The organism is Actinotalea soli (genome assembly GCF_017565425.1).
In the GTDB taxonomy this organism is placed as follows: domain Bacteria; phylum Actinomycetota; class Actinomycetes; order Actinomycetales; family Cellulomonadaceae; genus Actinotalea; species Actinotalea soli.
On sequence record NZ_JAGEMK010000003.1, the window covers coordinates 1 to 25,246 of the forward strand.

At 73.5% G+C, this 25,246-nt stretch carries 25 protein-coding genes and 1 pseudogene; 4 read left to right on the top strand and 22 right to left on the bottom strand.

Features of this window, described 5'->3' with window-relative positions; genetic code table 11:
• From J4G33_RS06900 to rimP, 4 genes are all read right to left on the bottom strand, one after another.
• A partial coding sequence (locus J4G33_RS06900; protein WP_208055227.1) for a translation initiation factor IF-2 N-terminal domain-containing protein occupies positions 1-365 on the bottom strand: 365 nt, incomplete at its 3' end.
• A 131-nt stretch (positions 366-496) separates the two neighbouring features.
• On the bottom strand, positions 497-754 hold the full coding sequence (locus J4G33_RS17070) for a YlxR family protein (RefSeq protein ID WP_307793787.1): 258 nt from the start codon (positions 752-754) through the stop codon (positions 497-499).
• A 107-nt stretch (positions 755-861) separates the two neighbouring features.
• Positions 862-1,938 carry a transcription termination factor NusA gene (gene nusA, locus J4G33_RS06910; protein ID WP_208055229.1) on the bottom strand — a complete coding sequence of 359 codons (1,077 nt, stop codon included), beginning with the start codon at positions 1,936-1,938 and terminating at the stop codon, positions 862-864.
• Positions 1,938-2,399: a ribosome maturation factor RimP gene (rimP, locus tag J4G33_RS06915; RefSeq protein ID WP_307793788.1), complete on the bottom strand. Its 462-nt coding sequence runs from the start codon at positions 2,397-2,399 to the stop codon at positions 1,938-1,940. The genes nusA and rimP overlap by 1 nt, the downstream gene beginning before the upstream one ends.
• A 157-nt stretch (positions 2,400-2,556) precedes the next feature.
• Here rimP and J4G33_RS06920 point away from each other — a divergent pair, with 157 nt between their 5' ends.
• Complete coding sequence (locus J4G33_RS06920) at positions 2,557-3,675, top strand: DUF4439 domain-containing protein (protein ID WP_208055231.1); 1,119 nt, start codon at positions 2,557-2,559, stop codon at positions 3,673-3,675.
• Positions 3,676-3,697: 22 nt separating this feature from the next.
• Here the strand turns inward: J4G33_RS06920 and J4G33_RS06925 are convergent, their stop codons facing one another.
• Complete coding sequence (locus J4G33_RS06925) at positions 3,698-5,509, bottom strand: proline--tRNA ligase (RefSeq protein WP_208055232.1); 1,812 nt, start codon at positions 5,507-5,509, stop codon at positions 3,698-3,700.
• A gap of 81 nt (positions 5,510-5,590) precedes the next feature.
• Here J4G33_RS06925 and J4G33_RS06930 point away from each other — a divergent pair, with 81 nt between their 5' ends.
• Positions 5,591-6,463: an Fpg/Nei family DNA glycosylase gene (locus tag J4G33_RS06930; protein WP_208055233.1), complete on the top strand. Its 873-nt coding sequence runs from the start codon at positions 5,591-5,593 to the stop codon at positions 6,461-6,463.
• A gap of 36 nt (positions 6,464-6,499) precedes the next feature.
• On the opposite strand, the gene J4G33_RS06935 is transcribed toward J4G33_RS06930, so the two are convergent.
• The 4 genes from J4G33_RS06935 to J4G33_RS17750 all read right to left on the bottom strand — a co-directional run bounded on the left by J4G33_RS06935 (position 6,500) and on the right by J4G33_RS17750 (position 11,195).
• On the bottom strand, positions 6,500-7,369 hold the full coding sequence (locus J4G33_RS06935) for a GNAT family N-acetyltransferase (RefSeq protein WP_208055234.1): 870 nt from the start codon (positions 7,367-7,369) through the stop codon (positions 6,500-6,502).
• 59 nt (positions 7,370-7,428) lie between these two features.
• Entirely contained in the window at positions 7,429-8,583 is a 1,155-nt protein-coding gene (ispG, locus tag J4G33_RS06940) for a flavodoxin-dependent (E)-4-hydroxy-3-methylbut-2-enyl-diphosphate synthase (protein ID WP_208055235.1), read from the bottom strand.
• 39 nt (positions 8,584-8,622) lie between these two features.
• The gene (locus J4G33_RS06945; protein ID WP_307793789.1) at positions 8,623-9,954 is read right to left on the bottom strand and encodes a M50 family metallopeptidase; all 1,332 of its coding nucleotides are present in this window, start codon (positions 9,952-9,954) and stop codon (positions 8,623-8,625) included.
• Between the two features lie 83 nt (positions 9,955-10,037).
• On the bottom strand, positions 10,038-11,195 hold the full coding sequence (locus J4G33_RS17750; protein ID WP_208055236.1) for a GGDEF domain-containing protein: 1,158 nt from the start codon (positions 11,193-11,195) through the stop codon (positions 10,038-10,040).
• A gap of 113 nt (positions 11,196-11,308) precedes the next feature.
• On the opposite strand from J4G33_RS17750, the gene J4G33_RS06955 reads away from it, so the two are divergent.
• Positions 11,309-11,806, top strand: a complete 498-nt coding sequence (locus J4G33_RS06955) for an Lrp/AsnC family transcriptional regulator (RefSeq protein ID WP_208055237.1) — start codon at positions 11,309-11,311, stop codon at positions 11,804-11,806.
• On the opposite strand, the gene dxr is transcribed toward J4G33_RS06955, so the two are convergent.
• From dxr to rpsB, 8 genes are all read right to left on the bottom strand, one after another.
• Positions 11,793-12,983: a 1-deoxy-D-xylulose-5-phosphate reductoisomerase gene (gene dxr / locus J4G33_RS06960; RefSeq protein WP_208055238.1), complete on the bottom strand. Its 1,191-nt coding sequence runs from the start codon at positions 12,981-12,983 to the stop codon at positions 11,793-11,795. The genes J4G33_RS06955 and dxr overlap by 14 nt on opposite strands.
• A 70-nt stretch (positions 12,984-13,053) precedes the next feature.
• Positions 13,054-13,605 carry a DivIVA domain-containing protein gene (locus J4G33_RS06965; protein ID WP_208055239.1) on the bottom strand — a complete coding sequence of 184 codons (552 nt, stop codon included), beginning with the start codon at positions 13,603-13,605 and terminating at the stop codon, positions 13,054-13,056.
• Complete coding sequence (gene rlmN, locus J4G33_RS06970) at positions 13,602-14,753, bottom strand: dual-specificity RNA methyltransferase RlmN (protein ID WP_208055240.1); 1,152 nt, start codon at positions 14,751-14,753, stop codon at positions 13,602-13,604. Before rlmN ends, J4G33_RS06965 begins: the two co-directional genes overlap by 4 nt.
• A gap of 24 nt (positions 14,754-14,777) precedes the next feature.
• Positions 14,778-15,647, bottom strand: coding sequence for a phosphatidate cytidylyltransferase (locus J4G33_RS06975; RefSeq protein WP_208055241.1), 870 nt, complete (start codon positions 15,645-15,647; stop codon positions 14,778-14,780).
• The gene (gene frr / locus J4G33_RS06980; protein ID WP_208055242.1) at positions 15,648-16,205 is read right to left on the bottom strand and encodes a ribosome recycling factor; all 558 of its coding nucleotides are present in this window, start codon (positions 16,203-16,205) and stop codon (positions 15,648-15,650) included.
• A 98-nt stretch (positions 16,206-16,303) separates the two neighbouring features.
• On the bottom strand, positions 16,304-17,062 hold the full coding sequence (gene pyrH, locus J4G33_RS06985; RefSeq protein ID WP_307793790.1) for a UMP kinase: 759 nt from the start codon (positions 17,060-17,062) through the stop codon (positions 16,304-16,306).
• 108 nt (positions 17,063-17,170) lie between these two features.
• A complete protein-coding gene (gene tsf / locus J4G33_RS06990; RefSeq protein ID WP_208055243.1) occupies positions 17,171-18,010 on the bottom strand; it encodes a translation elongation factor Ts in 840 nt (279 codons plus the stop codon).
• A gap of 63 nt (positions 18,011-18,073) precedes the next feature.
• The gene (rpsB, locus tag J4G33_RS06995; RefSeq protein ID WP_208055244.1) at positions 18,074-19,084 is read right to left on the bottom strand and encodes a 30S ribosomal protein S2; all 1,011 of its coding nucleotides are present in this window, start codon (positions 19,082-19,084) and stop codon (positions 18,074-18,076) included.
• A 385-nt stretch (positions 19,085-19,469) separates the two neighbouring features.
• On the opposite strand from rpsB, the gene J4G33_RS07000 reads away from it, so the two are divergent.
• Positions 19,470-20,114, top strand: coding sequence for a M23 family metallopeptidase (locus J4G33_RS07000; RefSeq protein WP_208055245.1), 645 nt, complete (start codon positions 19,470-19,472; stop codon positions 20,112-20,114).
• Between the two features lie 48 nt (positions 20,115-20,162).
• Here J4G33_RS07000 and whiG read toward each other — a convergent pair whose 3' ends face one another.
• The 5 genes and pseudogenes from whiG to J4G33_RS07025 form a co-directional block, all read right to left on the bottom strand.
• Entirely contained in the window at positions 20,163-21,035 is an 873-nt protein-coding gene (whiG, locus tag J4G33_RS07005; RefSeq protein ID WP_243758764.1) for an RNA polymerase sigma factor WhiG, read from the bottom strand.
• A gap of 3 nt (positions 21,036-21,038) precedes the next feature.
• Positions 21,039-21,968 carry a tyrosine recombinase XerC gene (locus J4G33_RS07010; protein WP_208055246.1) on the bottom strand — a complete coding sequence of 310 codons (930 nt, stop codon included), beginning with the start codon at positions 21,966-21,968 and terminating at the stop codon, positions 21,039-21,041.
• 106 nt (positions 21,969-22,074) lie between these two features.
• Positions 22,075-23,268, bottom strand: coding sequence for a DNA-processing protein DprA (dprA, locus tag J4G33_RS07015; protein WP_208055247.1), 1,194 nt, complete (start codon positions 23,266-23,268; stop codon positions 22,075-22,077).
• Positions 23,265-24,793: pseudogene (locus tag J4G33_RS07020) on the bottom strand (YifB family Mg chelatase-like AAA ATPase). The gene dprA and the pseudogene J4G33_RS07020 overlap by 4 nt, the downstream one beginning before the upstream one ends.
• Positions 24,793-25,149, bottom strand: coding sequence for a YraN family protein (locus tag J4G33_RS07025; RefSeq protein ID WP_208055248.1), 357 nt, complete (start codon positions 25,147-25,149; stop codon positions 24,793-24,795). The pseudogene J4G33_RS07020 and the gene J4G33_RS07025 overlap by 1 nt, the downstream one beginning before the upstream one ends.
• Positions 25,150-25,246: the final 97 nt, after the last annotated feature.

Sequence of the window (25,246 nt, forward strand, 5' to 3'; positions counted from 1 at the left end):
GCGGCCGCCGGGGCGGCGGGGGCCGGGGCCGAGGGCGTGGGTGCCGACGGGACCGGGGTCGACGGCGCGGGGGCCGCCGGGGTGGGCTCCTGCGGCGCGGCGGGAGCTGGCGTCGCCGCCTGCTCGGGCGCGGCGGGGGCGCTCGGACGGGCCGCGGGCTTGCGCGCGGCGGGCTTCTTGGGGGACGCCTCGGCGGCCGGCGCGGAGCCGACCGGGTAGGCGTCACGCAGCTTGCGGACGACGGGCGGCTCGATGGTCGACGATGCCGACCGGACGAACTCCCCCATCTCGTTGAGCTTGGCCATGATGGCCTTGCTCTCGACCCCGAGCTCCTTTGCGAGCTCGTAGACGCGGACCTTTGCCACAACTCTCCTGTCTCGGCCCGCCCGGACAGGGTGGACCGTCGTTAGTGCTGGGTACTCATCGCCGGGTACTCATCGGGTGCCCATCGGCTTCCAACCCGCTTTCCTTCTCGATGAACGACGGACAGGCACGGTCAGTCGACCGGGCCTTCCTCGACGTACTGCCGGACGGCGGCGATGTCGAGCGGACCTGCGCGCAGGGCACGCGGGAGAGCACGACGCCGTTCGGCGAGGTCGAGGCACTGCGGGTCGGGGTGCAACCAGGCTCCCCGACCAGGACGGTCACGGCCCGGGTCCACCACGGCGAGATCTCTCTCCCCGAGGACGACACGGACGACCCGCAGCAGGGCGGACCGCTGGCCGCGTTCCCGGCACCCCACGCACGTGCGCACGGGACCCTCGGGAGGATCCGTGACGAAGCCGGTGTCGGCCGCGCCCTGTGGTGCACGTTCTGGGGGCCGGACGCGCGGTCCAGCCCCAGAGAGTCTAGCGCCCTTGGTCACGGCGTGGGACCGGAAGGCTCCTCGGTCCCGCCCTCCGGGGTCCTCGCGGCCTCGGTCGGGGCGTCCTCGGCACCGGGGGTGTCGGGCCGGATGTCGATCCGCCAGCCGGTCAGCTTGGCGGCCAGCCGGGCGTTCTGGCCCTCCTTGCCGATCGCGAGGGAGAGCTGGAAGTCGGGCACCACCACGCGCGCGGCCCGGGCTGCGGCGTCGACCACCGTGACCGAGGTCACGTGGGCCGGCGAGAGGGCGTGGGCCACCATCTGGGCGGGGTCGTCGCTGTGGTCGACGATGTCGATCTTCTCGCCGTGCAGCTCGGCCATGACCGCGCGGACCCGCGAGCCCATCGGACCGATGCAGGCCCCCTTGGCGTTGAGCCCCGCGACCGAGGTCCGGACGGCGATCTTCGTCCGGTGCCCGGCCTCGCGGGCGATCGCGGTGATCTCGACCGACCCGTCGGCGACCTCGGGGACCTCGAGCTCGAAGAGCTTGCGGACCAGTCCCGGGTGGGTGCGAGACAGCGTGATCGACGGGCCCTTCGCCCCCCGCGAGACGTCCAGGACGTACGCCCGCAGCCGTTCGCCGTGCACGTACCTCTCGGTCGGCACCTGCTCGTGCGCCGGCAGGACAGCCTCCGTGCCCCGGACCGCCACGAGGACGGTCCGCGGGTCCCGACCCTGCTGGATGACCCCGGCGAGGACCTCGCCCTCGGTGCCCCGGAAGGCACCGAGCACCTGCTCGTCCTCGGCATCGCGCAAGCGCTGGACGATGACCTGGCGCGCGGTCGCCGTGGCGACCCGACCGAACCCCTCGGGGGTGTGGTCGAACTCGGGCCCCGTGCTCGGCGTGTCAGGGGTGACCTGGCCCTCCTCCGCCGGAGGCTGCTCGACCGGCTCGCGGGCCCACACGGTCACGTGGCCCGACCGTCGGTCGATCTCGACCCTCGCCTCGGTCAACGCCCCCGGCGTGCGGTGGTAGGCCGACAGCAGCGCCTGCTCGATCGCTGACAGGAGCGTGTCGAGGCTGACGTCCCGCTCGTGCTCGACCAGACGCAGCGCGGTCATGTCGATGTCCATCAGGCGTCGCCCTCCTCGTCGTCCTCGGCCCGTCGGAGCTCGACGCGGACCTCACCCCGGACCACGTGGTCCAGGGGTACCTGCTGGGTGCTGCCGGTGCCGGTCTCGAGGACCAGCCCGTCCTCGCCCGCGTCGAGGAGTCGCCCCTCGAGGGTCGACCCGTCCCGCGTGGTGAGAGCGACGAGTCGGGTCCGGGCCCGACGGAAGTGACGCAGCTCGGTGAGCGGACGGTCGGTGCCCGGGGTGGAGACCTCGAGGACGTGCTCGCCCCGCACGGGGTCGGCGGCATCCATCGCGGCCGAGACCGCGCGGGAGACCTCTCCGAGCGTGTCGAGGTCGAGGCTGCCGACGGCGTGCTCGTCCAGGTCGAGGACCACGCGGACGACGGAGCGCCGTCCGGCGGAGCTGACCGTGACCTCCTCGAGGTGCAGGCCCGCTGTCTCGACGACCGGCCGGACCACCTCGCGGACTCGATCTGCTGGACCAGAGCCTGCGGACGTGACCATGTTCGCCTCCCGTGGGTCGGTGCGGGCTACCCGACGTGGATACGACCCTCTTGACTTGTCGCGGCCCAGCCTAACGACTCTCGCGGCCCCCGGCGTGGCAGGATCGCCCGCGATGCCCCCTGCACAGCGCCCGCAGAGCCCCACGTCGCCCTCCCCCGGCCCCGGGCTGCGTCTGGGCGCCCTCCTGGCCGTCGGGCTCCTGCTGGCAGGTTGCGGCCTGCGCCTGGAGACCCCGCACCCGGATCCCCTCGAGCCCGACGCCGTCGAGACCGTGCGGCAGCGCACGACGGCGGACGCCGTGGCCCTCGGCGCCCTCGCGCGGCGGACGGACCCCGAGGGCGAGGCTGCGGCGGAGACCGCGCTCGAGCAGGTCGTCGAGGACTCCCAGGCCCATGTCGAGGCCCTCGGCGGCGTCTACGACCCAGGCCCCGGCTACGCGCCGACGGCCCTGCCCCCGGGAGGCGTCGACCAGGACGGGGCCGTGGACCAGGACGGCACCGGGGCGCAGAACGGGACCGAGGGGGGCGGTGACACGGAGGACGCCGAGGACGTCGAGGACGTACCCGAGGCTCTCCCCGGCACCCTCGAGGACCTGACGGCGCTGCTGTCCCAGACAGCCGCGACCGCACGCGCCGACGTCCTCGAGGTCGAGGACGGTGACCTCGCGCGGCTCCTCGCGTCGATCGCGACCTCACGTCTGCTGCTGGCCGAGGCCCTGGCCGGGGCGGCGCCCGCGGCCGACGGCCCGCCCCCTGGCGCCGAGGAGCTCGAGCCGTTCGCCGTCCCCGAGGAGCTGCCCTCGGGGCTCACCGCCGCCGACGTGACGGTCCTGGTCCGCTCCGAGGACGCCGCCGGCTACGCCTGGGAGGTCCTCGCGGCACGGTCGAGCGAGGCGGCACGCAGCACAGCAGCCCGTCGGGCAGCGCTGCACCGGGAGCGGGCCGAGGCCTGGGCCCAGGCCGGGGCCCTGAGCGGGACGGGCATCGACCCACGCCGCAACGTCTACGCGCTGCCGGAGACCCTCACCGCGACCGAGGACCTCACCGCGGCCCGGGCTGCGCTCGGGCAGGTCGAGGAGGGGCTGAGCCGGACCTACGCGACCCTGGTGGCCACCGTGGGCCTCGAGGACCGCCCGGCGATGCTCGCCGGGCTCACCGACGCCGCGCGGGCGTCCACCGCCGCCGGCACGACGGCGCCGACCTTCCCGGGCCTGGACGGGTCCGAGGCCTGACCCGGCGCGCTCGGTCGCCGGGTCAGGGCGCCAGCAGACCCGCGACGAGCTCCGCCACGTGACCGGCGGCCTCACCGACGGGGACCTGGACCGCCTCGGGACGGCCCTCCTGGGGGACGGCGGCGTCCGCACCACGTCGCAGCCGCACCTCGACCACTCCCTCGGCCAGCCCGCGTCCGACGACGACGACCACGGGGGCGCCGAGCAGCTCGGCGTCGGCGAACTTGACCCCCGGCGAGACCTTCGGCCGGTCGTCGACGAGCACCTCGACCCCACGGCCGTCGAGGTCCGCCGCGAGCTCCTCGCACGCGGCGAAGACCGCGGGGTCCTTGCCCGTCGCGACCAGGTGCACGTGCACCGGGGCCACCTGGGCGGGCCACGCGAGCCCGGCCTCGTCGTGGTTGGTCTCGGCGAGGGCGGCGACCGCACGCGAGACACCGATCCCGTACGAGCCCATCGTCACCGTCACGGCCTTGCCGTTCTCGTTGAGCACCTTCAGCCCGAGGGACTCCGCGTACTTGCGCCCGAGCGCGAAGATGTGGCCGATCTCGATGCCGCGGGCCAGCTCGAGAGGTCCGGAGCCGTCAGGGGCCGGGTCACCGGCCCGCACCGTGGCGGCCTCGATGGTGCCGTCACCGACGAAGTCGCGGCCCGCGACGAGGTCGAAGACGTGCTTGCCGGGCGCGTCGGCCCCGGTGATCCACCGTGTCCCCGCGACCACGCGCGGGTCGAGCAGGTAGCGCACGGCGTCCTCGCGGCCGGTGTTCGTCCGCCCGAGGACCCCGGGGCCGATGTAGCCCTTGACCAGCTCAGGTCGCGTCGCGAAGTCGGCGTCGCCCGCGGCGCTCACGGCGGCCGGCGCCACGGCCGCCTCGAGTCGCTTGAGGTCGACGTCGCGGTCCCCCGGGACGCCGACCACCACGACCTCGTGCTCGCCGTCCGGGTGGTCGAGGACCACGACGACGTTCTTGAGGGTGTCAGCCGCGGACCACGCCCGGTCCGGTCGGGGGAAGCGCTCGTTCGCGACAGCCACGAGGGTGTCGATGGTGGGCGTGTCCGGGGTGTCCTCGACGTGGGCAGCAGGGGCGTCGTCGACCGGCAGGGCGTCGGGCACCGGGGTGGTGACCGCCTCGACGTTGGCCGCATACCCGCCGGCCGAGCGGACGAAGGTGTCCTCGCCGATGGCGGTCGGCATGAGGAACTCCTCGCTGTGCGAACCGCCCATCGCCCCCGAGGTCGCCGACACGATCACGAAGTCGATCCCCAGGCGCGTGAAGATGCGCTGGTACGCCTCACGCTGACGCTGGTACGCACGCTCGAGCCCGGCGTCGTCGACGTCGAAGGAGTACGCGTCCTTCATGATGAACTCGCGGCCACGGAGCAGACCGGCACGCGGACGGGCCTCGTCGCGGTACTTGGTCTGGATCTGGTAGAGCGCGAGCGGCAGGTCCTTGTACGACGAGTACAGGTCCTTGACGAGGAGGGTGAACATCTCCTCGTGGGTCGGGGCGAGGAGGTAGTCCGCGTCCTTGCGGTCCTTGAGGCGGAAGAGGTTCGGGCCGTACTCGGTCCAGCGACCGGTGGCCTCGTAGGGCTCGCGCGGGAGCAGCGCGGGGAAGTGGACCTCCTGCGCGTCGATCGCCGCCATCTCCTCGCGCACGACGCGCTCGACCTTGGCCAGCACGCGGAGCCCGAGGGGCAGCCACGAGTAGACCCCCGGGGCCGCGCGGCGGATGTAGCCCGCCCGGACGAGGAGGCGGTGGCTGGGGACCTCGGCGTCGGCCGGGTCCTCGCGCAGGGTCCGCACGAACAAGGTCGACATCCGCAGCAGCATGAGGGCCAGCCTACTGGCGGGCCAGGCCCCTCCTGACGCCGCGGGGTGTCGCGCGCGACCGTCCTGGTCCACCATGGACGCGTGCCCGAGCTGCCCGAGGTCGAGGCGCTCAGCCGGTTCCTCGGCGAGCGCACCGCAGGGCGTGCCGTGGCCGGGGTCGAGGTCGTGGCGATCAGTGCTCTCAAGACGTTCTCCCCCGCGCCCGAGGACCTCGTCGGCCGGCCGGTGCTCGACGTCGGACGCCACGGCAAGTGGATCGACCTGAGGACGGGCCCCGAGGCCGCGCCCGTCCACCTGGTCACCCACCTCTCCCGCGCAGGATGGCTGCGGTGGTACGACGAGCTGCCCACGACCCCGGCCCGCCCGGGGAGGTCGGCCCTGGCCCTGCGCGTCCGGCTCGACGACGGATCGGGGTTCGCCCTGACCGAGGCCGGGACGCGCAAGCGGCTCGCGGTCCACCTGGTGACCGACCCCGGCGAGGTGGCGGCGATCGCCTCCCTCGGCGTGGACCCCCTCGGGCCGGAGTTCACCGTCGAGCGCCTCACCGAGCTCGCGGCGGCCCGCAACCAGCAGGTCAAGGGTCTGCTGCGCGACCAGTCGCAGATCGCGGGCATCGGGAACGCCTACTCCGACGAGATCCTGCACACGGCGCGGACGAGCCCCTTCGCACTGACCCGATCCCTCGACCGGACGGACCTCGAGCGACTGCACACCGCGACGCTCGAGGTGCTGCGCCAGGCCGTCGAGGCCTCTGCGGGGCGACCGGCGACCGAGCTCAAGGACGCCAAGCGCCGCGGGATGCACGTCCACGGACGGGCCGGGGAGGCCTGCCCGGTGTGCGGCGACACCGTGCGGGAGGTCGCCTTCGCCGACCGCTCCCTGCAGTACTGCCCGACGTGCCAGACCGGCGGCAAGCCGCTCGCGGACCGGCGGATGTCGCGCCTGCTGCGGTGAGCCGCGACGCGGGCCCGGCGGCCAGGGCGCTCGGTCTCAGAAGAGGACGGTCGCGTAGGTGCCGACCTGCTCGAAGCCGACCCGGCGGTAGGTCGCCAGCGCCCGCTCGTTGTAGCGGTTCACGTAGAGGGAGACGGTAGGCGTCGCAGCCAGCGCCGCCGCCACCACGGCCGCCATGCCGGGGGCGGCGAGGCCGCGCCCTCGCAGCGAGGGGGCCACCCAGACCCCCTGGACCTGGGCCACGGCGCGGGTGACGGCCCCGAGCTCGGCCTTGAACGCGACCTCGGGACCCAGGTCCCCGTGCATCATCCGCAGGTAGGACCGCCGGTCTCGGACCAGGGACCGGACCCGGGCCTCGTAGGCGCCGGGGGCTCCGGTCAGCGGCGAGTACCCGACCTCCTCGACGAACATCTCGACGCAGGCAGGCAGGAGCACCCCGAGCTCGTCCGGGGCCGTCAGCCGCACCTGCGGGTCGGGCTCGACCGCGGGCGGAGCCGAGATGGCGAGGGAGGGCTGGTCGGCCCGGACCTCGCGGGCGGGTCCCCAGCTCGCGCTGAGCCGCTCCCACAGGCCCAGGACTGCCCCCGCCTCCCCGACGATCGAGGAGCAGCGCCGTCCCTGACGCAGGGCCGTCGCCGCGAACGCGTCGAGGGCCGCAGCGTCCTCCGGGGAGCACACCGGCACCAGGTTGGCCCCCGCCCAGCACAGCGCCTCGAGCCGGCCCTCGCGCTCGACCCCCCACAACGCGCTCCCGCCGCGGGTACCGCCGCCGGCTAGGAGTGACTCGATCCGGGAGGCGGCGAGCACCGAGGCCACGGGGTCCCGCTCGCACAACCGGGCGGCCGCGCGCAGGTCGACGTCCGTCACGACCGACCTCGCGGCTCCTACGGCGCTCCGGCGTCCCATGGGGCGATTGTGCACCACGGCCGACCAGCGCGGGCTCACCCCTCGCCCTGCCCTCGCGGTCAGCTGACCGAGATGACCGGGGCCCCGCCCTCGGCGGGCTCCATGGTCTCGGCCAGACGCATGGCCTCCTCGATCAGGGTCTCCACGATCTGCGACTCCGGGACCGTCTTGATGACCTCGCCCTTGACGAAGATCTGCCCCTTGCCGTTGCCCGAGGCGACGCCGAGGTCGGCCTCGCGGGCCTCCCCGGGGCCGTTGACGACGCAGCCCATGACGGCGACCCGCAGGGGCACCTCCATGCCCTCGAGGCCCGCGGTCACGCGCTCGGCGAGGGAGTAGACGTCGACCTGCGCCCTGCCGCAGGAGGGGCACGAGACGATCTCGAGCTTGCGGGGCCGCAGGTTGAGGGACTGCAGGATCTGGATGCCCACCTTGACCTCCTCGACCGGCGGGGCCGAGAGGGAGACCCGGATGGTGTCGCCGATGCCCTGGCTCAGCAGCGCGCCGAAGGCCGTCGCGGACTTGATGGTGCCCTGGAAGGCCGGGCCTGCCTCGGTCACCCCGAGGTGTAGGGGCCAGTCCCCCCGCTGCGAGAGCATCTCGTACGCCCGGACCATGATGACGGGGTCGTTGTGCTTGACCGAGATCTTGAAGTCGTGGAAGTCGTGCTCCTCGAAGAGGGAAGCCTCCCAGACGGCCGACTCGACCAGGGCCTCAGGGGTCGCCTTGCCGTACTTCTCGAGGAGACGCTTGTCGAGGGAGCCGGCGTTGACGCCGATCCGGATCGAGACCCCGGCCTCGCGGGCGGCCTTGGCGATCGCTCCGACCTGGTCGTCGAACTTCCGGATGTTGCCCGGGTTCACGCGCACCGCGGCGCACCCGGCGTCGATCGCGGCGAAGACGTACTTCGGCTGGAAGTGGATGTCGGCGATGACCGGGATCTGCGACTTCCTCGCGATGATCGGCAGCGCCGCGGCGTCCTCCTCGGTCGGGCACGCGACGCGGACGATGTCGCAGCCCGAGGCGGTGAGCTCGGCGATCTGCTGGAGGGTCGCGTTGATGTCCGTCGTCTTGGTGGTCGTCATCGACTGCACGGAGACAGGGGCGTCTCCGCCGACGTCCACCGAGCCGACCTTGATCTTGCGGGTCGGTCGTCGGGGGGCCAGGACGGGCGGTGGGGCTTCTGGCATTCCGAGGCTGATGGGGAGGCTCACCGGTCCAGTATCCCCCGCGGGCGGCCTCGTGCCGAACCGTCAGAGGGTGATCGGCCGCACGAGGTCGGCGTAGAGCAGCACCACCCCCACCACGATGAGCGCGATGAAGACGCCGTAGGCGAGCGGCATCATCCGCGCGACGTCCGAGGGAGCAGGTCGGGACCGTCCTCGCAGCCGGGCGACCTGCCGCCGGGCCCCCTCCCACAGGGCCCCCGCGACGTGACCGCCGTCGAGCGGCAGCAGCGGGATGAGGTTGAAGGCGAAGAGCGCGATGTTCAGGGCCGCCACGAGCGAGACGAGACTCACCATCCGGTCGGCGACGCTGACGCCCTCGGCGGCGGCGACCTCGCCGGCGAAACGTCCGACCCCTACCGGGCCCACCACCCCGCTCGCGTCGCGCTCGCCGTCGCCGACCACCGCGCCGACGATGCCGACCAGCTGCACCGGCAGGGTCACGATCGCCCCGAGGGTCTGCCAGGTGGCGTCCCCGACCGCGGGCAGCACGGCCGAGGCCGGCTGCCGCTCGCGGGCGGTCGCAGGGGTCAGCCCGACGAAGGGGGTCTCGCGCAGGACGGGATCACCGTCCGCGTCGAGCACCAGAGCGCCCTCCTCGTCGAAGACCGGACGCTCGGCCAGCACGGGGTCGATCTGGAGGACCACCTCGGCACCGTCCCGCTCGACCACGAGCTGGGTCGGCGACCCTCCCCCGGCACGCACGGCCTGCTGGAAGTCCGCCCAGGTCGGCGTGGGGGTCCCGGCGAAGGTCAGCAGCTCGTCGCCGGGCTCGAGCCCCGCGGCTGCTGCCGGGGCCGGTGGGTCGCTCTCCGTGCAGACCCGGTCCGCCGGCGCATCGGCGGGCAGGACGCAGGCCGAGACGCTCGAGACCGTCGTGCTCGCCCCGGCAGGCAGGCCGTACCCCATCAGCACGGCGCCCAGCAGGACCACCGCGATGAGCAGGTTCATCAACGGCCCGCCCAGCATGACCACGACCTTCTTGGGGGTGCTCAGGCGGTAGAACGCCCGGTGCTCCTCGCCCGGGTGGATCTCCTCGGCCGAGGCCGCGCGGACCTCGCTGACGAGCTCGCCCACCCGCCCCGCACGGGGCCGGGCACCCACGACCTCCGCGGGCGGGAACATGCCGACCAGGCGGACGTACCCGCCCAGCGGGATCGCCTTGAGGCCGTACTCGGTCTCGCCACGGGTCCGGGACCACAGCGTCGGGCCGAAACCGACCATGTAGGCGCTCACACGCACCCCGAAGCGCTTGGCGGGCACCATGTGCCCGACCTCGTGCAGCGCGATCGAGACGAGCAGCCCGAGCAGCATGACGACCAGGCCGAGCGCGTAGGCCATGACTTCCCGTCCCTCCACCGCGAACCCCTCGCGGACTGGGCTCCATCTTCCCCCGGCGGACCGGGTGCTCGTGCCGATGCCTCCTGACCTGCCGACGGCCCTCAGACCGGAGAGGTCGTCACCCTGTCCCGCCCGCCGACCTTGGCGTGGTACATGAGGGCGTCGACCCGGGTGAGCACCGCGACGGCGGGCTCGGCCGGGTGCAGGGCCACGACGCCGAAGCTGGCCGTGATGCGGGTGCCCACCGCGAGGCCGACCTCCTCCGGCAGCACCTCGCGCAACCGTTCGGCCACCTGGACGGCGCGGTCGTGGCTGGTCCCGGGGGCCACGATGACGAACTCCTCGCCGCCCACGCGGGCCACGAGGTCCCCCTGGCGCACGACACGGCTCGCGACCTCCGCGACGGTCGTCAGGACCTGGTCCCCGACCGCGTGACCGTGCTCGTCGTTGACCTGCTTGAAGTGGTCGAGGTCGAAGTACAGGACGGCCACCGGGTGCGCCGGGCTGACGTGCTGGGCCTGGAAGGTGAGCTCCTCGACCAGGCGGCGACGGTTCGCCACCCCGGTCAGCGGGTCGAGGTAGGCCATGTCGCGCATCTCGTGCGCCTCGGCCGTCGCCTGCTGGGCCACCGCGAGGGCGAGGCCGAGCCGGGCCTTGGCGCGGGCCAGCACGTGGAGGAGCAGCGCGACGATGCACAGGTACACCGCGTACCGGAGCAGGTCCACGAGGTACGCGTCGCCACCGTCGACCGACAGCAGGGCGATCGCCCCGCAGACGGTCACCACCGCGATCACGGTGGCGGCGTTGACCAGCGCCCGACGCGTGTCGTGGACGAGGTACCCGACGAGCACGAAGATGACCAGGCCCATGAACGTGGTCGGGAAGAGGCTCGCCCACCCCGCCGCGGCGTCCGGGGCCGAGCGCAGGCGGTAGACCATGACGACGACCCAGACCGCCTGGATCAAGGCCAGGGTGAGCCTCGAGAAGGCCACCGCGCGCGTGGGTCGGCGCATCAGCACCCACGCGTACACCGCGAGGTAGACGACGAGCGGCGGGTAGACCCGGCCGACGAGCGGGTCGGTGGGCCCGGTCACGACGATCACGGCCACGATGGTCGGCAGGCCGAGGAGCAGACCGATCACGAGCACCTTGCGGAGCAGGTCCGTGAGGTTCTCCTGGTAGATCGCGTCGAGCCGCGGGTCCGACGGGCCGACGACGGGCACAGGGCCCGGCCCGGTGCTCCGTCCACGCTCCGTCACGGGCCGAAACTAGACCCTTTGGCACGATTCGTCGACACCCGTCCGGGTGACCCACGACGGGCCGGACCGGGGGGCTCGTTGCGCCGCGGGGCCTCGCCGGGGAGCATCGCGTCATGACGTCCCCTCGCAGCGCCCCAGGCCTCGACGCGACCTCCACCGCGATCATCGACCAGCTCCGCCAGGACGGGCGCAGGCCCTACGCGGCGATCGGCAAGGCCGTCGGGCTCTCCGAGGCGGCCGTCCGGCAGCGGGTCCAGCGCCTGGTCGAGTCGGGGGTCGTGCAGGTCGTGGCCGTGACCGACCCGGCCCGCCTCGGCTTCGCCCGGCAGGCGATGATCGGCATCAAGGCCGAGGGGGATCTCGAACCCCTGGGTGACGCCCTCGCGAGGACCCCCGAGGTCGACGACGTGGTGGTCACCGCGGGGGCCTTCGACCTGCTGGTGACGGTGGTGTGCGTGGACGACGAGCACCTGCTCGAGGTGCTCAACCAGCGGATCCGCACCCTGCCCGGCGTGCGCACCACCGAGACCTTCGTGCACCTCAAGCAGCGGACCGGCCTGCACGACTGGAGGTCGCGCCCCACGGGTCCCGGAGCTGTCAGCGACGGCTGAGCACCTGCTCGGCCCGCTCCCGCGCCCAGCTCTCGGCCGCGAGCACCTCCTCGAGGGTCAGGTCACCAGCCACCTGGGGATCGTGCTCGCCGAGCACCCGCTCGACCGTGTCCACGACGTCGAGGAAGGCGATCCGTCCGGCCAGGAAGGCCGCGACGCACTCCTCGTTCGCCGCGTTGTAGACGGCCGGGTGGGTCGCCGAGGCCGCGACGGCCTCGCGGGCGAGACGCAGCGCCGGGAAGACGGCGTCGTCGAGAGGCTCGAAGGTCCAGCTCGTCGCGAGGTCCCAGGCGCAGGGGGGCGTGACCGGGGCCAGGCGCTCGGGCCAGGACAGCCCGAGCGCGATGGGCAGGCGCATGTCGGGCGGAGAGGCCTGCGCGATGGTCGATCCGTCCACGAACTCGACCATCGAGTGCACGACCGACTGCGGGTGGACGACGACCGTGATGTCCTCGACCGGGACGTCGAACAGCAGGTGCGCCTCGATGAGCTCGAGGCCCTTGTTCATCAGCGTCGAGGAGTTGATCGTCACGACAGGCCCCATCGACCAGGTCGGGTGGGCCAGCGCCTCCTGGGGCCCGACCTTCCTGAGGTCCTCCCGAGCCCATCCTCGGAAGGGTCCGCCGGAGGCGGTCAGGATCAGCCGACGCACCTCGGGCCGACTCCCGGACCGCAGGCACTGGGCGATGGCCGAGTGCTCGGAGTCGACCGGCACCACCTGGTCGGGGCGCTGCTGGGCACGACGCACCAGGGCCCCGCCGACCACGAGAGACTCCTTGTTGGCCAGGGCCAGGCTGCTGCCGGCCTCGAGGGCAGCCAACGTCGGGCCGAGCCCCACCGAACCAGTGATGCCGTTGAGCACGACGTCGGCACCACGTCCGGCGAGCTCGCTCGCCGCCTCCGGACCGGTGAGCAGCTCGACCCCGACGTGGGGCAGGCCCCGTGCGGCCGCGAGGTGCGTGACCTGCTCCAGCACGGCGATCCCTGCGGTGACGTCCGCGACGGCGACGGTCTGCGCGCCGGTCTCGAGCACCTGCTCGGCGACCAGCCGAGGGTGACCGCCCCCCGCAGCGAGACCCGTGACCCGGAAGCGGTCCGGGTGCTGACGCACCACGTCGAGAGCTTGGGTCCCGATCGATCCGGTCGAGCCGAGGACGGTCACGCTGCGCTGTGTCACCGGCCCATTCTCGCCGACGTCACCCGGCCCCGGGCGCCCCGACGCGCGAGCGACGGGTCTGCTGCGCCCCTCACTCGACCCCGAGAAGCACCTCAACGGCACGGTCGCAGAAGGCGTCGACCGAGGCCTCCGCGTAGGCGTGACGACCCGAGCGACGCCCGAAGGTCGCGTGGCGCACCTCGTCCGAGGCGAGGGTCTGCCCGTTGTCGAAGTAGTCGACGAGCCGGTGGCACAGGTCGTCGACGTCGTCGGGGTCGTACCCCTGCTCGCCCCGCCGGGCAGGGGCGAACCGCTCGCCGTCGGGCCGGGTCAGGCGCGGGTACAGGCTGCGGGCCTGGGTGGCGAGGTGCTCCATCCACGCCTGCTGACCGTGGGTCGCCACGAACTCGGTGCGCTGACGAGCCACGAGGGCACGCTCGAGCCGGTCCATCGCGCCGTCCACCGCCGAGGTCACGTACCCCCCACGCACCAGGTCGAAGGCCGTCTGGCGGACGTCCCGGCCCGTCATGGGCTCGGTCCGATCGCCGTCGTACACCCGCCGCGCATGCTCGAAGAAGGTGTCGACCTGGTCCGGGTCGTAGCCGGTCTGCAGCCGACCGACGGTCCGGAACATCTGCGTCATGGGGTCTCCTCCGCCGCGAGCTGCCCGCAGGCACCGTCGATGTCGCTGCCGCGCGTGTCCCGCACCGTCGTGGGGATCCCGTGGCCGCGCAGCCGAGCCACGAACTCGTCCTCGACCTCGCGCTCGCTCGCCGTCCAGATCGAGCCGGGGGTCGGGTTGAGCGGGATGGGGTTGACGTGCACCCAGCCACGTCCCCGCGCCGTGAGCTTCTCGCCGAGCAGGTCGGCGCGCCACGCGTGGTCGTTCATGTCCTTGATGAGCGCGTACTCGATGCTCACGCGGCGGCCGGTGACCTCGAAGTAGCCCCGGGCCGCGTCGAGGGTCTCGTCCACCGACCACCGCGTGTTGATCGGGACCAGCTCGTTGCGCAGCTCGTCGTCAGGGGCGTGCAGGGACAGGGCGAGGGTCACGGGGATGCCCTCGCCGGCGAGCCGTCGCATCGCGGGCACGAGCCCGACCGTCGACACGGTGACGTTGCGTGCCGAGATGCCGAGCCCCTCCGGGGCGGGGGCGACGAACCGACGCACGGCGTTGAGCACCGTCCGGTAGTTGGCGAGGGGTTCGCCCATGCCCATGAAGACGACGTTCGAGAGCCGCCCGGGGCCGCCCGCGATCTCGCCGTCGGCCAAGGACCGGGCAGCGGACCGTACCTGCTCGACGACCTCGGCGGTCGAGAGGTTCCGGGTCAGGCCGAGCTGCCCTGTCGCGCAGAACGGGCAGGCCATGCCGCACCCCGCCTGGCTCGAGACGCACAGGGTCGCGCGGCCGGGATAGCGCATGAGCACCGACTCGACCTTCACCCCGTCGTACAGGTGCCACAGGGTCTTGACCGTCGTGCCAGCGTCGGCCTCGAGGGTGCGCACCGGCGTCAGCAGCGGAGGGAAGAGCCCCGCGACGAGCGCGTCCCGGGATGCCTGGGGCAGGTCCGTCATCTCGGCGGCGTCGACGCTGAGATGGCTGTAATAGTGCGTCGCGAGCTGCTTGGCGCGGAAGGGCTTCTCCCCGAGCTCCGTGACGGCGGCGACCTGCTCCTCGGGGGCGAGGTCGGCGAAGTGACGCGGCGGCTTGCCGCGCTTCGTGGGTGTGGACGTCAGAGCCAACGGGACGCGGCCCGGGGGCAGCTCGTCGGCAGGTCTCACCTCAACCATGGCACTGGAACCCTTCCATGCGTCTCAGTCCCCCACGACGGGCAGGGCGACGAGCAGCACGAGGTAGACGAGAGGGGCGGTCAGGAGCATCGAGTCGAGCCGGTCGAGGACGCCGCCGTGGCCGGGGAGCAGGCTTCCCATGTCCTTGAGCTCGAGGTCACGCTTGATCAGGGACTCCGCAAGGTCCCCGAGGGTGGCGGTGAGGACGGCAGCCACACCGATCGCCACACCCACGAGCGGCGAGGCCTGGAAGGCCCAGACCATGCCCACGGCCCCGATCACCGAGGCCAGCAGGAGCGACCCGGCCAGCCCCTCCCAGGACTTCTTGGGGCTGACCGACGGAGCGAGTGGGTGCCGGCCCGCGAGGACCCCGGCCACGTAGCCGCCCACGTCGTTCGAGACGGCGAGCAGGATGAAGAGCCCGACCCGGCGCGCTCCGTCAGGCTCGGCGAGCATGAGCATCACGAAGCCACCCATGAACGGCACGTACGCGGCCGCGAAGGTCGCCGCCGCCGCGTCGCGCAGCGCGGCAGGACCGCTGCCGTCCAGCACCCGCCAGACGACCACGCCCCCCGCCGTGAGCATGAAGGCCACGACGAGGGCCTCCGAGCCGGCCGTGTACGAGGACACGAGGATCCCGACCGTCCCGACCAGGAGGGGCAGCACAGGCAGGTGGATCCCCCGGCGGCGGAAGGCCTGCGCGAGCTCCCACAGGGCAGCGCCGCACGCCAGGACGGCGAGCAGGAGGAAGAGCTCCTTGCGCCACAGCAGCGACCCCGCGACCACCGCGAGGAGCGCGAGACCGACCGCGATGGCGATCGGGAGGTTGCGTCCGGCCCGCGGCGCCCCAGCGGGGCCGCGGGTCGCGGCGTCGGATCCGGCGAGCTCAGTCATTCAGACCTCGAGAAGCTCGCTCTCCTTGGCGGCGAGCACCTGGTCGACCATCTCGACGTGGCGCTTCGTCACCGCCTCGAGCTCCTTCTCGGCCCGCGCCCCCTCGTCCTCCCCTGCCTCACCGTCCCGGACGATGCGGTCGAGCTCCTCCTTGGCGCGACGACGCACGTTGCGGATGGAGACGCGGGCGTCCTCGGCCTTGTGCCGGGCGAGCTTGACGTAGTCCCGGCGGCGCTCCTCGGTCAGCTGGGGCAGCACCACCCGGATGATCTTGCCGTCGTTGCTCGGGTTCACGCCGAGGTCGGAGTCCCGCAGGGCCCGCTCGATGCCACCCAGGGACCCCTGGTCGAAGGGGGTGATCAGGATCGTGCGCGCCTCGGGGGTCGTGAAGGAGGCGAGCTGCTGGAGCGGGGTCGGCGCACCGTAGTACTCCACGGTCACCTTGGTGAACATCGCGGGATTCGCACGCCCGGTCCGGATCGTCGCGAAGTCCTCCTTGGCGACCTCGATCGCCTTGTCCATCTTCTCCTCGGCCTCGAGGAGGGTGTCGTCGATCACCCGCTGCTCCTTCGTCTCGTCGGCTCACGCACCTGGCGCGCGGGCCGTGGTGCCCGTGCCCAGGGTTCTTGCTCGTCCGGCCTGCCCGTCGGAGCTGCTCAGCCCTCGCTGAGCAGCGTCCCGATCCTCTCACCTCGGAGGGCACGGGTGACGTTGCCCGCCGCTCCCATGCCGAACACCCGCATGCGGACCCGGTTGTCGCGGCACAGGCTCAGGGCGGTGGCATCCATGACCTCGAGCCCGCCGACGAGCGCGTCGGTGTACGTCAGCTCGTCGAGGCGGACGGCCTCGGGTGAGGTGCGCGGGTCCGCCGTGTAGACGCCGTCGACACCGTTCTTCCCCATGACGACCTCGTCGCAGTGGGTCTCGAGGGCGCGCTGGACGGCCACGGTGTCGGTCGAGAAGAAGGGCATCCCGGCCCCGGCGCCGAAGATCACGACGCGGCCCTTCTCGAGGTGACGGATCGCCCGCAGGGGGATGTAGGGCTCGGCGACCTGGCCCATCGTGATGGCGGTCTGGACCCGGGTGCTCACCCCGGCCTGCTCGAGGAAGTCCTGCAGGGCCAGGCAGTTCATCACGGTACCGAGCATGCCCATGTAGTCGGCGCGGGCCCGGTCCAGGCCCCGCTGCGAGAGCTCGGCCCCCCGGAAGAAGTTGCCCCCGCCGACGACGATCGCGACCTGCACGCCCTCGCGGACCGCCTCGGCGATCTCCCCCGCCACGCGCTGCACCACGTCGGGGGCGAGCCCGACACCGCCTCCCCCGAAGGTCTCCCCCGACAGCTTGAGCAGCACCCGGCGGGGCGAGCCCGCCTCGCTCCCCTGGTCCCCCGACTCGACGGTCACGTCCTGCCCCACGGTTCCTCCAGTGTCAGGTGCACCGGGGCGCGCCCCCGGTCCGGTGCTGATGCGCGACGGCGGCCCAGGCCCACGACAGGCCCGGGCCGCCGGCGCGGCACGTCTGGTTCAGGCGCCGACGCGGAAGCGTGCGAAGGCGGTGAGGGTGCCCCCGGCCTCCTCGACGACCTTGCCGACGGTCTTCTTGTTGTCCTTGGCGAAGGCCTGGTCGACCAGGACGCTCTCCTTGAAGAAGCCCGTCAGACGCCCCTCGATGATCTTGGGCAGGGCGGCCTCGGGCTTGCCCTCGTTGCGCGAGGTCTCCTCGGCGATCCGGCGCTCGGACTCGACCGTCTCGGACGGGACGTCCTCGCGGGTCAGGTACGACGGCGAGAACGCGGCGACGTGCATCGCGACGTCCTTGGCGACCTCGGCGGCCGCGGAGTCCGTGCCGACCAGCACGCCGACCTGCGGGGGCAGGTCCTTGTTGACCTTGTGCAGGTACACGGTGACCTTCTCGGCAGAGATCCGCGCCACCCGGCGCAGCACGAGCTTCTCCCCGAGGGTGGCGGCAGTCTCGTCGATCGTGCGCTGCACGCTCGTGCCGTCGACCTCGGAGGCCAGCACGGCGGCGACGTCCTCGGTCCCGGCCGCGACGGCGGCCGCGAGCACCTTGTCCGCGAGCTCGACGAAGGTCGCGTTCTTCGCGACGAAGTCGGTCTCGGAGTTGAGCTCGATGAGCACCCCGGTCTGGCCGGCGGCGTCGTCCGCCACGTGGGCGGCGACCAGGCCGTCCGAGGCCGCGCGACCCTCGCGCTTGCTCACGCCCTTGAGTCCCTTGACGCGGATGATCTCGAGAGCCTTCTCGGCGTTGCCGTCGGCCTCGTCGAGGGCCTTCTTGACGTCGAGCATGCCCGCGCCGGTGCGCTCACGGAGCGCCTTGATGTCTGCGGCGGTGTAGTTCGCCATCCCAGATGTCCTTGTCTGTCGCACGGTCGGTCCGCGGGCCCACGGAGGGCCCGCGGTCCGGGGTCAGTTGGCGGGCTTGTCCGCCGCGGCGGGCTCGGCGACACCCTCGGTCGCTGCGGCAGGAGCGGCGTCCTGACCGGTCGCGGGGGCCTCGACCGCAGGGGCCTCGGTCTCGGCGACCTCGGCGGCCGGGCTCTCGGCGACCTCAGCCTCGGGCTGAGCAGCGGCGGGGGCCTCGGCAGCAGGGGCGGCGGTCTCGGGCTCGGCCTGAGCGGTGCCCTCGGTCGCAGCAGCGTCCTTGCCCGTGAGCAGCTCCTGCTCCCACTCGGCGAGCGGCTCGGCCGGGGTCTCGGCGCTGCCCTCGCTGGCCGCGGACCTGCCCGAGTGCCGAGCGATGAGCCCCTCGGCGGCGGCGTCGGCGATCACGCGGGTGAGCAGGGTGACGGCACGGATCGCGTCGTCGTTGCCCGGGATCTGGTAGTCGACCAGGTCGGGGTCGCAGTTGGTGTCCAGGATCGCCACGACGGGGATCCCGAGCTTGCGCGCCTCGTCGACCGCGAGGTGCTCCTTGTTCGTGTCGACGATCCACACGGCCGAGGGGACCTTGGCCATGTCACGGATGCCGCCGAGGGTGCGCGAGAGCTTGTCCTTCTCGCGGCGCATGATGAGGAGCTCCTTCTTGGTGAAGGCGCTGCCCGCGACGTCGTCGAAGTCGATCTCCTCGAGCTCCTTGAGGCGCTGGAGCCGCTTGTTGACCGTCTGGAAGTTGGTGAGCATGCCACCGAGCCAACGCTGGTTGACGTAGGGCATGCCGACGCGGGCGGCCTGCTCGGCCACCGGCTCCTGGGCCTGCTTCTTGGTGCCGACGAAGAGGATGGTCCCGCCGTGGGCGACGGTCTCCTTGACGAACTCGTAGGCCCGGTCGATGTACGACAGCGACTGCTGCAGGTCGACGATGTAGATGCCGTTGCGCTCGGTGAAGATGAACCGCTTCATCTTCGGGTTCCAGCGACGGGTCTGGTGCCCGAAGTGGACTCCGCTCTCGAGCAGCTGGCGCATGGTCACGACGGCCATGGCACGTCCTTCCGGCGCGACCCGCGGGGCCGCGCGCACTGTGCAGGCGGGCATCAGGTCATCCCTGGAGCCCGCATCCGGTTGTCGACGCCGATCGGTTGACCGGACGTCCCTGGTGCCATGCGGGACCGACGCCGGACCCACGAGGAGACCGGACCGCTGTCGGCACACGCCCCCGGGCCGCCGGCTGGACCGGCTGGATCGGGGATGGATGGCACGCGATGTCACCCGGCGGACCGGGCGCAACGAGCATCCTACCTGACCCGTGCCGCACGGCTGGCCGTCGGACCCCAGGCACGTCCCCAGGCCGGCGAGCTCCTCACGCGTCCCCAGGCGGGAGGGTCCCGGGCAGGGCGACCGGGCGGACCAGGGTCAACCTTGCGCCATGACGACGTGGAGACCCCGCCGATGCCCCACGGGCCTCGCGCAGCCGACGCCCCCGTCCCTCGCCGAGCAGGCCTGCCGTCGCCCGCACGGCCCGAGGACCCTGACGACGGGGCTGCTCGCCGGCGCGCTCCTGGTGAGCGGCGCCGCCCCGGTCCACGGCGACCCCCCGGGCCCCGGCCACGGCGGCGTGCCCGCTGCGGCCCGCTCGACCTCCTCGGCAGCGCCGGCAGCAGCAGCGGAGTCGTCCACCTACCGGGCCCCGGTCGACGGGACCGTCGTGCGCCTCTTCGACCCACCTCCGGTCCGCTGGGCCGCAGGCCACCGTGGGGTGGACCTGGCGGCGGGCCCCGGCGACGCCGTGATGTCCCCGTCCGACGGCGTGGTCACCTTCGCGGGGCGGGTGGTCGACCGCGGGGTGCTCACCGTGACGCACCCGGACGGTCGCCGGTCGAGCTTCGAGCCCGTGGTGGCCGTGGTGGTGGTCGGGCAGGTGGTCGCCGCGGGCGAGGTGGTGGCGACGGTGGCTCCGGACCCGGTGCACTGCGCCTCCACGTGCCTGCACTGGGGCGTCCGCGAGGGAGACGAGTACGTCGACCCGCTCTCGTTGCTGCCGGGGGCCGAGCCCGTGGTCCTGCTGCGATGAGGCTCGCCTGCTGTCCTCACACCGGTGAGGAGCGGACCTGCTCCCGCCTCAGGCGCGTTCGCTCTCCTGGAGGGCGGTGCGCAGCCGGAGCATCGCCGCGGTGTGCATCTGCGAGATCCTGGACTCGGTGACGCCCAGCACACGGCCGATCTCGGCGAGGGTCATGCCCTCGTAGTAGTAGAGGACCAGGACGATCTTCTCGCGCTCGCCGAGGCGCTCGATCGCGCGGGCGAGCAGGAGCTTGGTCTCCTGGGCCTCGACCGATCCCGCGGGGTCCACCGCGCCCGGGTCCTCGAGCGTGTCGATGAGCGACAGGGAGTCCCCCCGCTCGGCCCCCGCGCCGATGAGCTCGTCGAGGGCCGCGACGTTCACCGTCGAGAGCTGGGTGAACACCGCACGGAGCTCGGTCACGCCGATCTCGAGCCGGTTCGCGACCTCCTGCTCGGACGGAGCACGGCGCAGCTCACCCTCGAGCTCGGCGTAGGCACGGTCGACCGCGCGGGCCTTGGTGCGCACCGACCGTGGGATCCAGTCGATGGCGCGCAGCTCGTCGATGATCGCGCCGCGCACGCGGGCGCTCGCGTAGGTCTCGAACTTGACCGCGCGATCCGTCTCGTACTTCTCGATCGCGTCGATCAGACCGAACATGCCGTAGGAGACCAGGTCCGCCTGCTCGACGGTGTTCGGCAGGCCCGCACCGACGCGGGCCGCGACCATCGTGACCAGGGGGGCGTAGTGCAGGATCAGCCGCTCCCGGGCCCCCCGGTCTCCGCTCTCCTTGAAGACCGCCCACAGCGAGTCGACGGTGGTGGCGTCCTCGGGGGCGCCCGCCAGGTAGGGGCGGGGGACGACGCGTCCGCCGGTACGGGCGGTACCGGTGGTGTCCGGGCTCTCGGTCCGGGCCTGGGCTGACATAGACATCCCTCAGGCTCTGGGGTGGGCTTGGAGGTACGAGCTTCTCAGGCGATCGGCACTCACGTGCGTGTACCGCTGCGTGGTGGCGAGGGTCGCGTGGCCGAGCATCTCCTGCACGCTACGCAGGTCCGAGCCGCCGTGCAGCAGATGCGTGGCAGCGGTGTGTCGCAGCGCGTGGGGAGCCACGTCCTCCACGCCCGCAGCCCGTGCGGCACGGTGGACCAGCTCGCGGACCTGGCGCTGGTCGGCACGGCCACCTCGACGACCGAGGACCAGGGCAGGGCCGGAGGTCGCGACCGCCAGAGCCGGACGACCACGGGTGAGCCAGCTCTCCAGGGCGCGGGCAGCCGGGACGCCGTACGGGACGACGCGGTCCTTGCCCCCCTTGCCGAGCACGCGCAGGAGGCGGTCACGCTGGTCGACGTCGTCGACGTCCGCACCCACGAGCTCTCCCACGCGGACGCCCGTCGCGTACAGGAGCTCGAGCACCGCGTGGTCCCGCAGAGCGAGCGGGTCACCGTCCGAGGCCCGCTCCCGAGCGATGTCGAGGAGGGTCGATATGGCACCGAGGTTCAGGGCCGAGGGCAGGTTCTCGCCGGGCTGCGCCGTCACCAGTCGAGCAGCGGGGTCCTTCGGGAGAGCGCCCTCGACGGTCACCCAGGCGTAGAAGCACCGGATGGCCGCGCCGCGGCGGGCGACGGTCGCGCGGCTCAGCCGCGCACCGACCATGGTCCCGAGCCACGCCCTCAGCAGGCCCAGGTCCACCTCGGCCCAGGAGACGCCGCGACGACGGGCGAAACCGAGCACGTGGCGAAGGTCCCCGAGGTAGGCCCGGACCGTGTGCGGCGAGAGTCCGCGGTCGGCTTCGAGGTGCACCTCGAAGGCCGCCACGACCTCGTCCTCGGTCATGGCGGCGGACACCGCCGCGGCCAGCTGCATGCGTCTACCGTGGCCTGTCTGACCGGCTGCGACAAGGCGAGACATGCAGACTTCACCCACAACCGGCGAAGTCCACCCGCTGGGCGCGCCGCTTTGTCCGCATCTGTCACGATCCGCGCGCAGGGCTTCTCCGCCGGCGCCACCCGGGCCCGTCCCGCTCGGCGAGACCGGCGAGCTCGAGGTGACCGACCTCGGCGAGGACCTCGTGCTCGGCGAGACCGGCCGCCCGGGCGAGGTGCGCCAGCTCGCCACCTCGACGCAGCGGCAGCGCGTCGAGGACCAGCCGTCCCTCGGCGGTCAAGCCGTCGACCTCCCGTGCCTCGTGGGTCCTCACCGCCGGCCCGGCCGCAGCGGGCCCGACCAGCTCGATCACCTCGGCCGCATCGGTCACGCAGACGGCACGGCCCTCGCGCAGGAGCCGGTGGCACCCGGCCGAGGCGGCCGAGGTCACGGGACCCGGCACGGCACCGACAGGACGGAGCAGCTCAGCGGCGTGCCCCGCGGTGCTGAGGGCACCGGACCGCCACGCGGCTTCGACCACGACGGTCGCCCCGCCCAGGGCCGCGATGACCCGGTTGCGCTGCAGGAACCTGCTGCGGCTCGGGACGGATCCCGGTGGCACCTCGCTCACGACCGCCCCGTGCTCCACCAGGGCTGCCAGGAGGCGGGCGTTGCCCGCCGGGTAGAGCCGGTCGACCCCTCCGGCGAGCACGGCGACGGTCGGTCCGCCGGTCGCGAGAGCGCCCCGGTGAGCCATCGCGTCGATGCCGTAGGCCCCGCCCGAGAGGATCGTCCATCCCGCCGTCGAGAGGCCCGCGGCCAGCTCGCCGGCGACGTGGTCACCGTAGGCCGTGCTCGCCCGGGCCCCCACCAGGGCCACCGAGGGAGCGGTCAGTGCGTCGAGATCGGTCCGGCCCCGCACCCACAGGCACATCGGCCCGCTCGGCCCCAGGTCTCCCACGCGGCCTGGCCACCCGGGTCCCTCGGGGATCAGGACGGCGCCCCCGAGGGCGTCGACCCGGCGCAGCTCGCGGGCCGGGTCCACGGTCGCGAGCCGGGGCGCCCACCGCCCGACGGCGACCCCGAGCCGTCGGCGCGACGCCGGGGTGCCCACCAGGCCGTCGAGACCGCCCGCGGCGACCGGTGCCCCCGCGGCCCCCTCTGCGGCGACCGAGCGCAGCCACGCGAGCGCCTCGACGGGCCCCAGGCTCGCGACCAGGGCCCCGGCGACGACGTCCCCCGGCTCGACCAGGCGGCTCCACGCGGCCCGTGCGAGCCGCACCTCCTCGAGACCGGTCACGGCACGGCACCGCGGGTGCGCAGGGCGAGGGCCTGGCCGACCTCGAGCCGCCCCGGCCTGTCCCGACCGGCGAGGTCGGCCAGCGTCCACGCCACCCGCAGGACGCGGTCCGCCCCTCGCAACGAGAGGGTGCCCCGGTCCAGGGCTCGGTCGAGGTCTGCCTGGGCGTCGATCCCGTCACCGTGGGTCCGCAGCCAGCTCCCCGAGACCTCTGCGTTGGTCGCCCACGGGGTTCCCTGCAGCCGCGCCGGGCCCGGGCCCGGGCCTCGGCCACCCGCGCTGCCACGGTCGCGGTGCCCTCGGCCTCCGGTGCGGCACGGTCGACCCTGGGTACCGGCAGCACCTCGATCTGGAGGTCCACGCGGTCCAGGAGCGGCCCGGAGAGCCTCGAGAAGTACCGGCGACGGGCCATCGGAGCACAGGTGCAGTCCAGGCCCTTGCCGACCGCGCGACCGCACGGGCACGGGTTGGCCGCGAGCACGAGCTGGAAACGCGCGGGGAAGCGGGCCGAGCCCGCCGAGCGGTGGATCACCAGCTCGCCGTGCTCGAGGGGCTGGCGCAGCGTCTGCAGGACCCGGGTGCCGAACTCCGGGGCCTCGTCGAGGAAGAGGACGCCTCGGTGGGCCCGTGAGGCGGCACCTGGTCGAGGCAGGCCCGACCCCCCGCCGATGATGGCGGCGGCCGTGGCCGTGTGGTGCGGGTCCTCGAAAGGAGGCCGTCGCACGAGCCCGTCGACGGGCCGGAAGGTCCCCGCGAGGGAGTGGACCGCCGTGACCTCGACGGCCTCCTGCTCCGCGAGGTCCGGAAGGAGGCCGGGCAGACGGGCCGCGAGCATCGTCTTGCCCGCGCCGGGCGGCCCGACCATCAGGAGATGGTGGCCTCCCGCCGCCGCGACCTCGAGGCCCCACCGAGCCTGGCCCTGGCCGATCACCTCGGCCAGGTCGACCGCGGGGGTGGGTGCCGGCGGGTCCTCGTGGGCTGCCACGGGTCCCAGCGGGCCAGGGTCGGCCGACTCGGCCCCGTAGGCGAGGGCGACCTCCGCGAGGCACGAGGCCGCCACCACCTCGGCCCCGGGCACGAGTCGTGCCTCGTCGGCATTGGCCGACGGGACCACGACTCGGCACCGACCGGCAGCGACCGCGGCGGCGACGGCCGGCAGCACCCCGCGCACGGGCCGCAGCCGGCCGTCGAGGCCGAGCTCACCCAGGTGCACCGCCCGCTGGGCGGCCTCGGGGTCGCACGCCCCCGCCCCCGCCAAGGTCGCCACCGCGATCGCGAGGTCGAACCCGGCTCCCGCCTTGGGGAGTGCAGCCGGCGACAGGTTCACGGTGATCCGCCGCTGGGGCCAGCCCAGGCCCGAGGAGGTCATCGCGGCGCGCACCCGGTCCCGCGCCTCGGAGAGCGACGCGTCGGGCAGACCCACGAGCGTGAACCCGGGCACCGAGGCGGCGAGGTGCGCCTCGACCTCGATCAGGTGGCCGGAGAGCCCGACGAGGGACACCGCTGTCGTGCGCCCCAGGCCCATCAGAGCACCCCGGTCAGGTGCTCGACGCGGGCTGCCCCGCGACGCGAGGCCCACACGGCCACGACGTCGACCCGGATGCTCGCGGGGCGCTCGTCGTGGCTCGTGACCCATTGGGCGGCGAGGCGGCGCAGTCGCGCGAGCTTGGCCGGGGTGACGGCCTCGGCCGGGTGCCCGAACCCCTCCCCCGTCCGTGTCTTGACCTCGACCACCACGAGCTCCTCGCCGTCGAGGGCGACGATGTCGATCTCCCCCGACGGCCCGCGCCAGTTCCGGTCCAGGACGGTCCACCCGGCCTCGACCAGGTGCGCTGCCGCGACCTTCTCCCCGTACCGCCCCACGGCGTCCTTGGCCCTCACGTGACCACCTCCCGGGCCACACGCTGCCCGCGGTGCGCCGTCGAGCCGCGTCAGGGTCCGCCAGGCTGTGGACGGACCCGGGTCCGCGAGCCCTGTG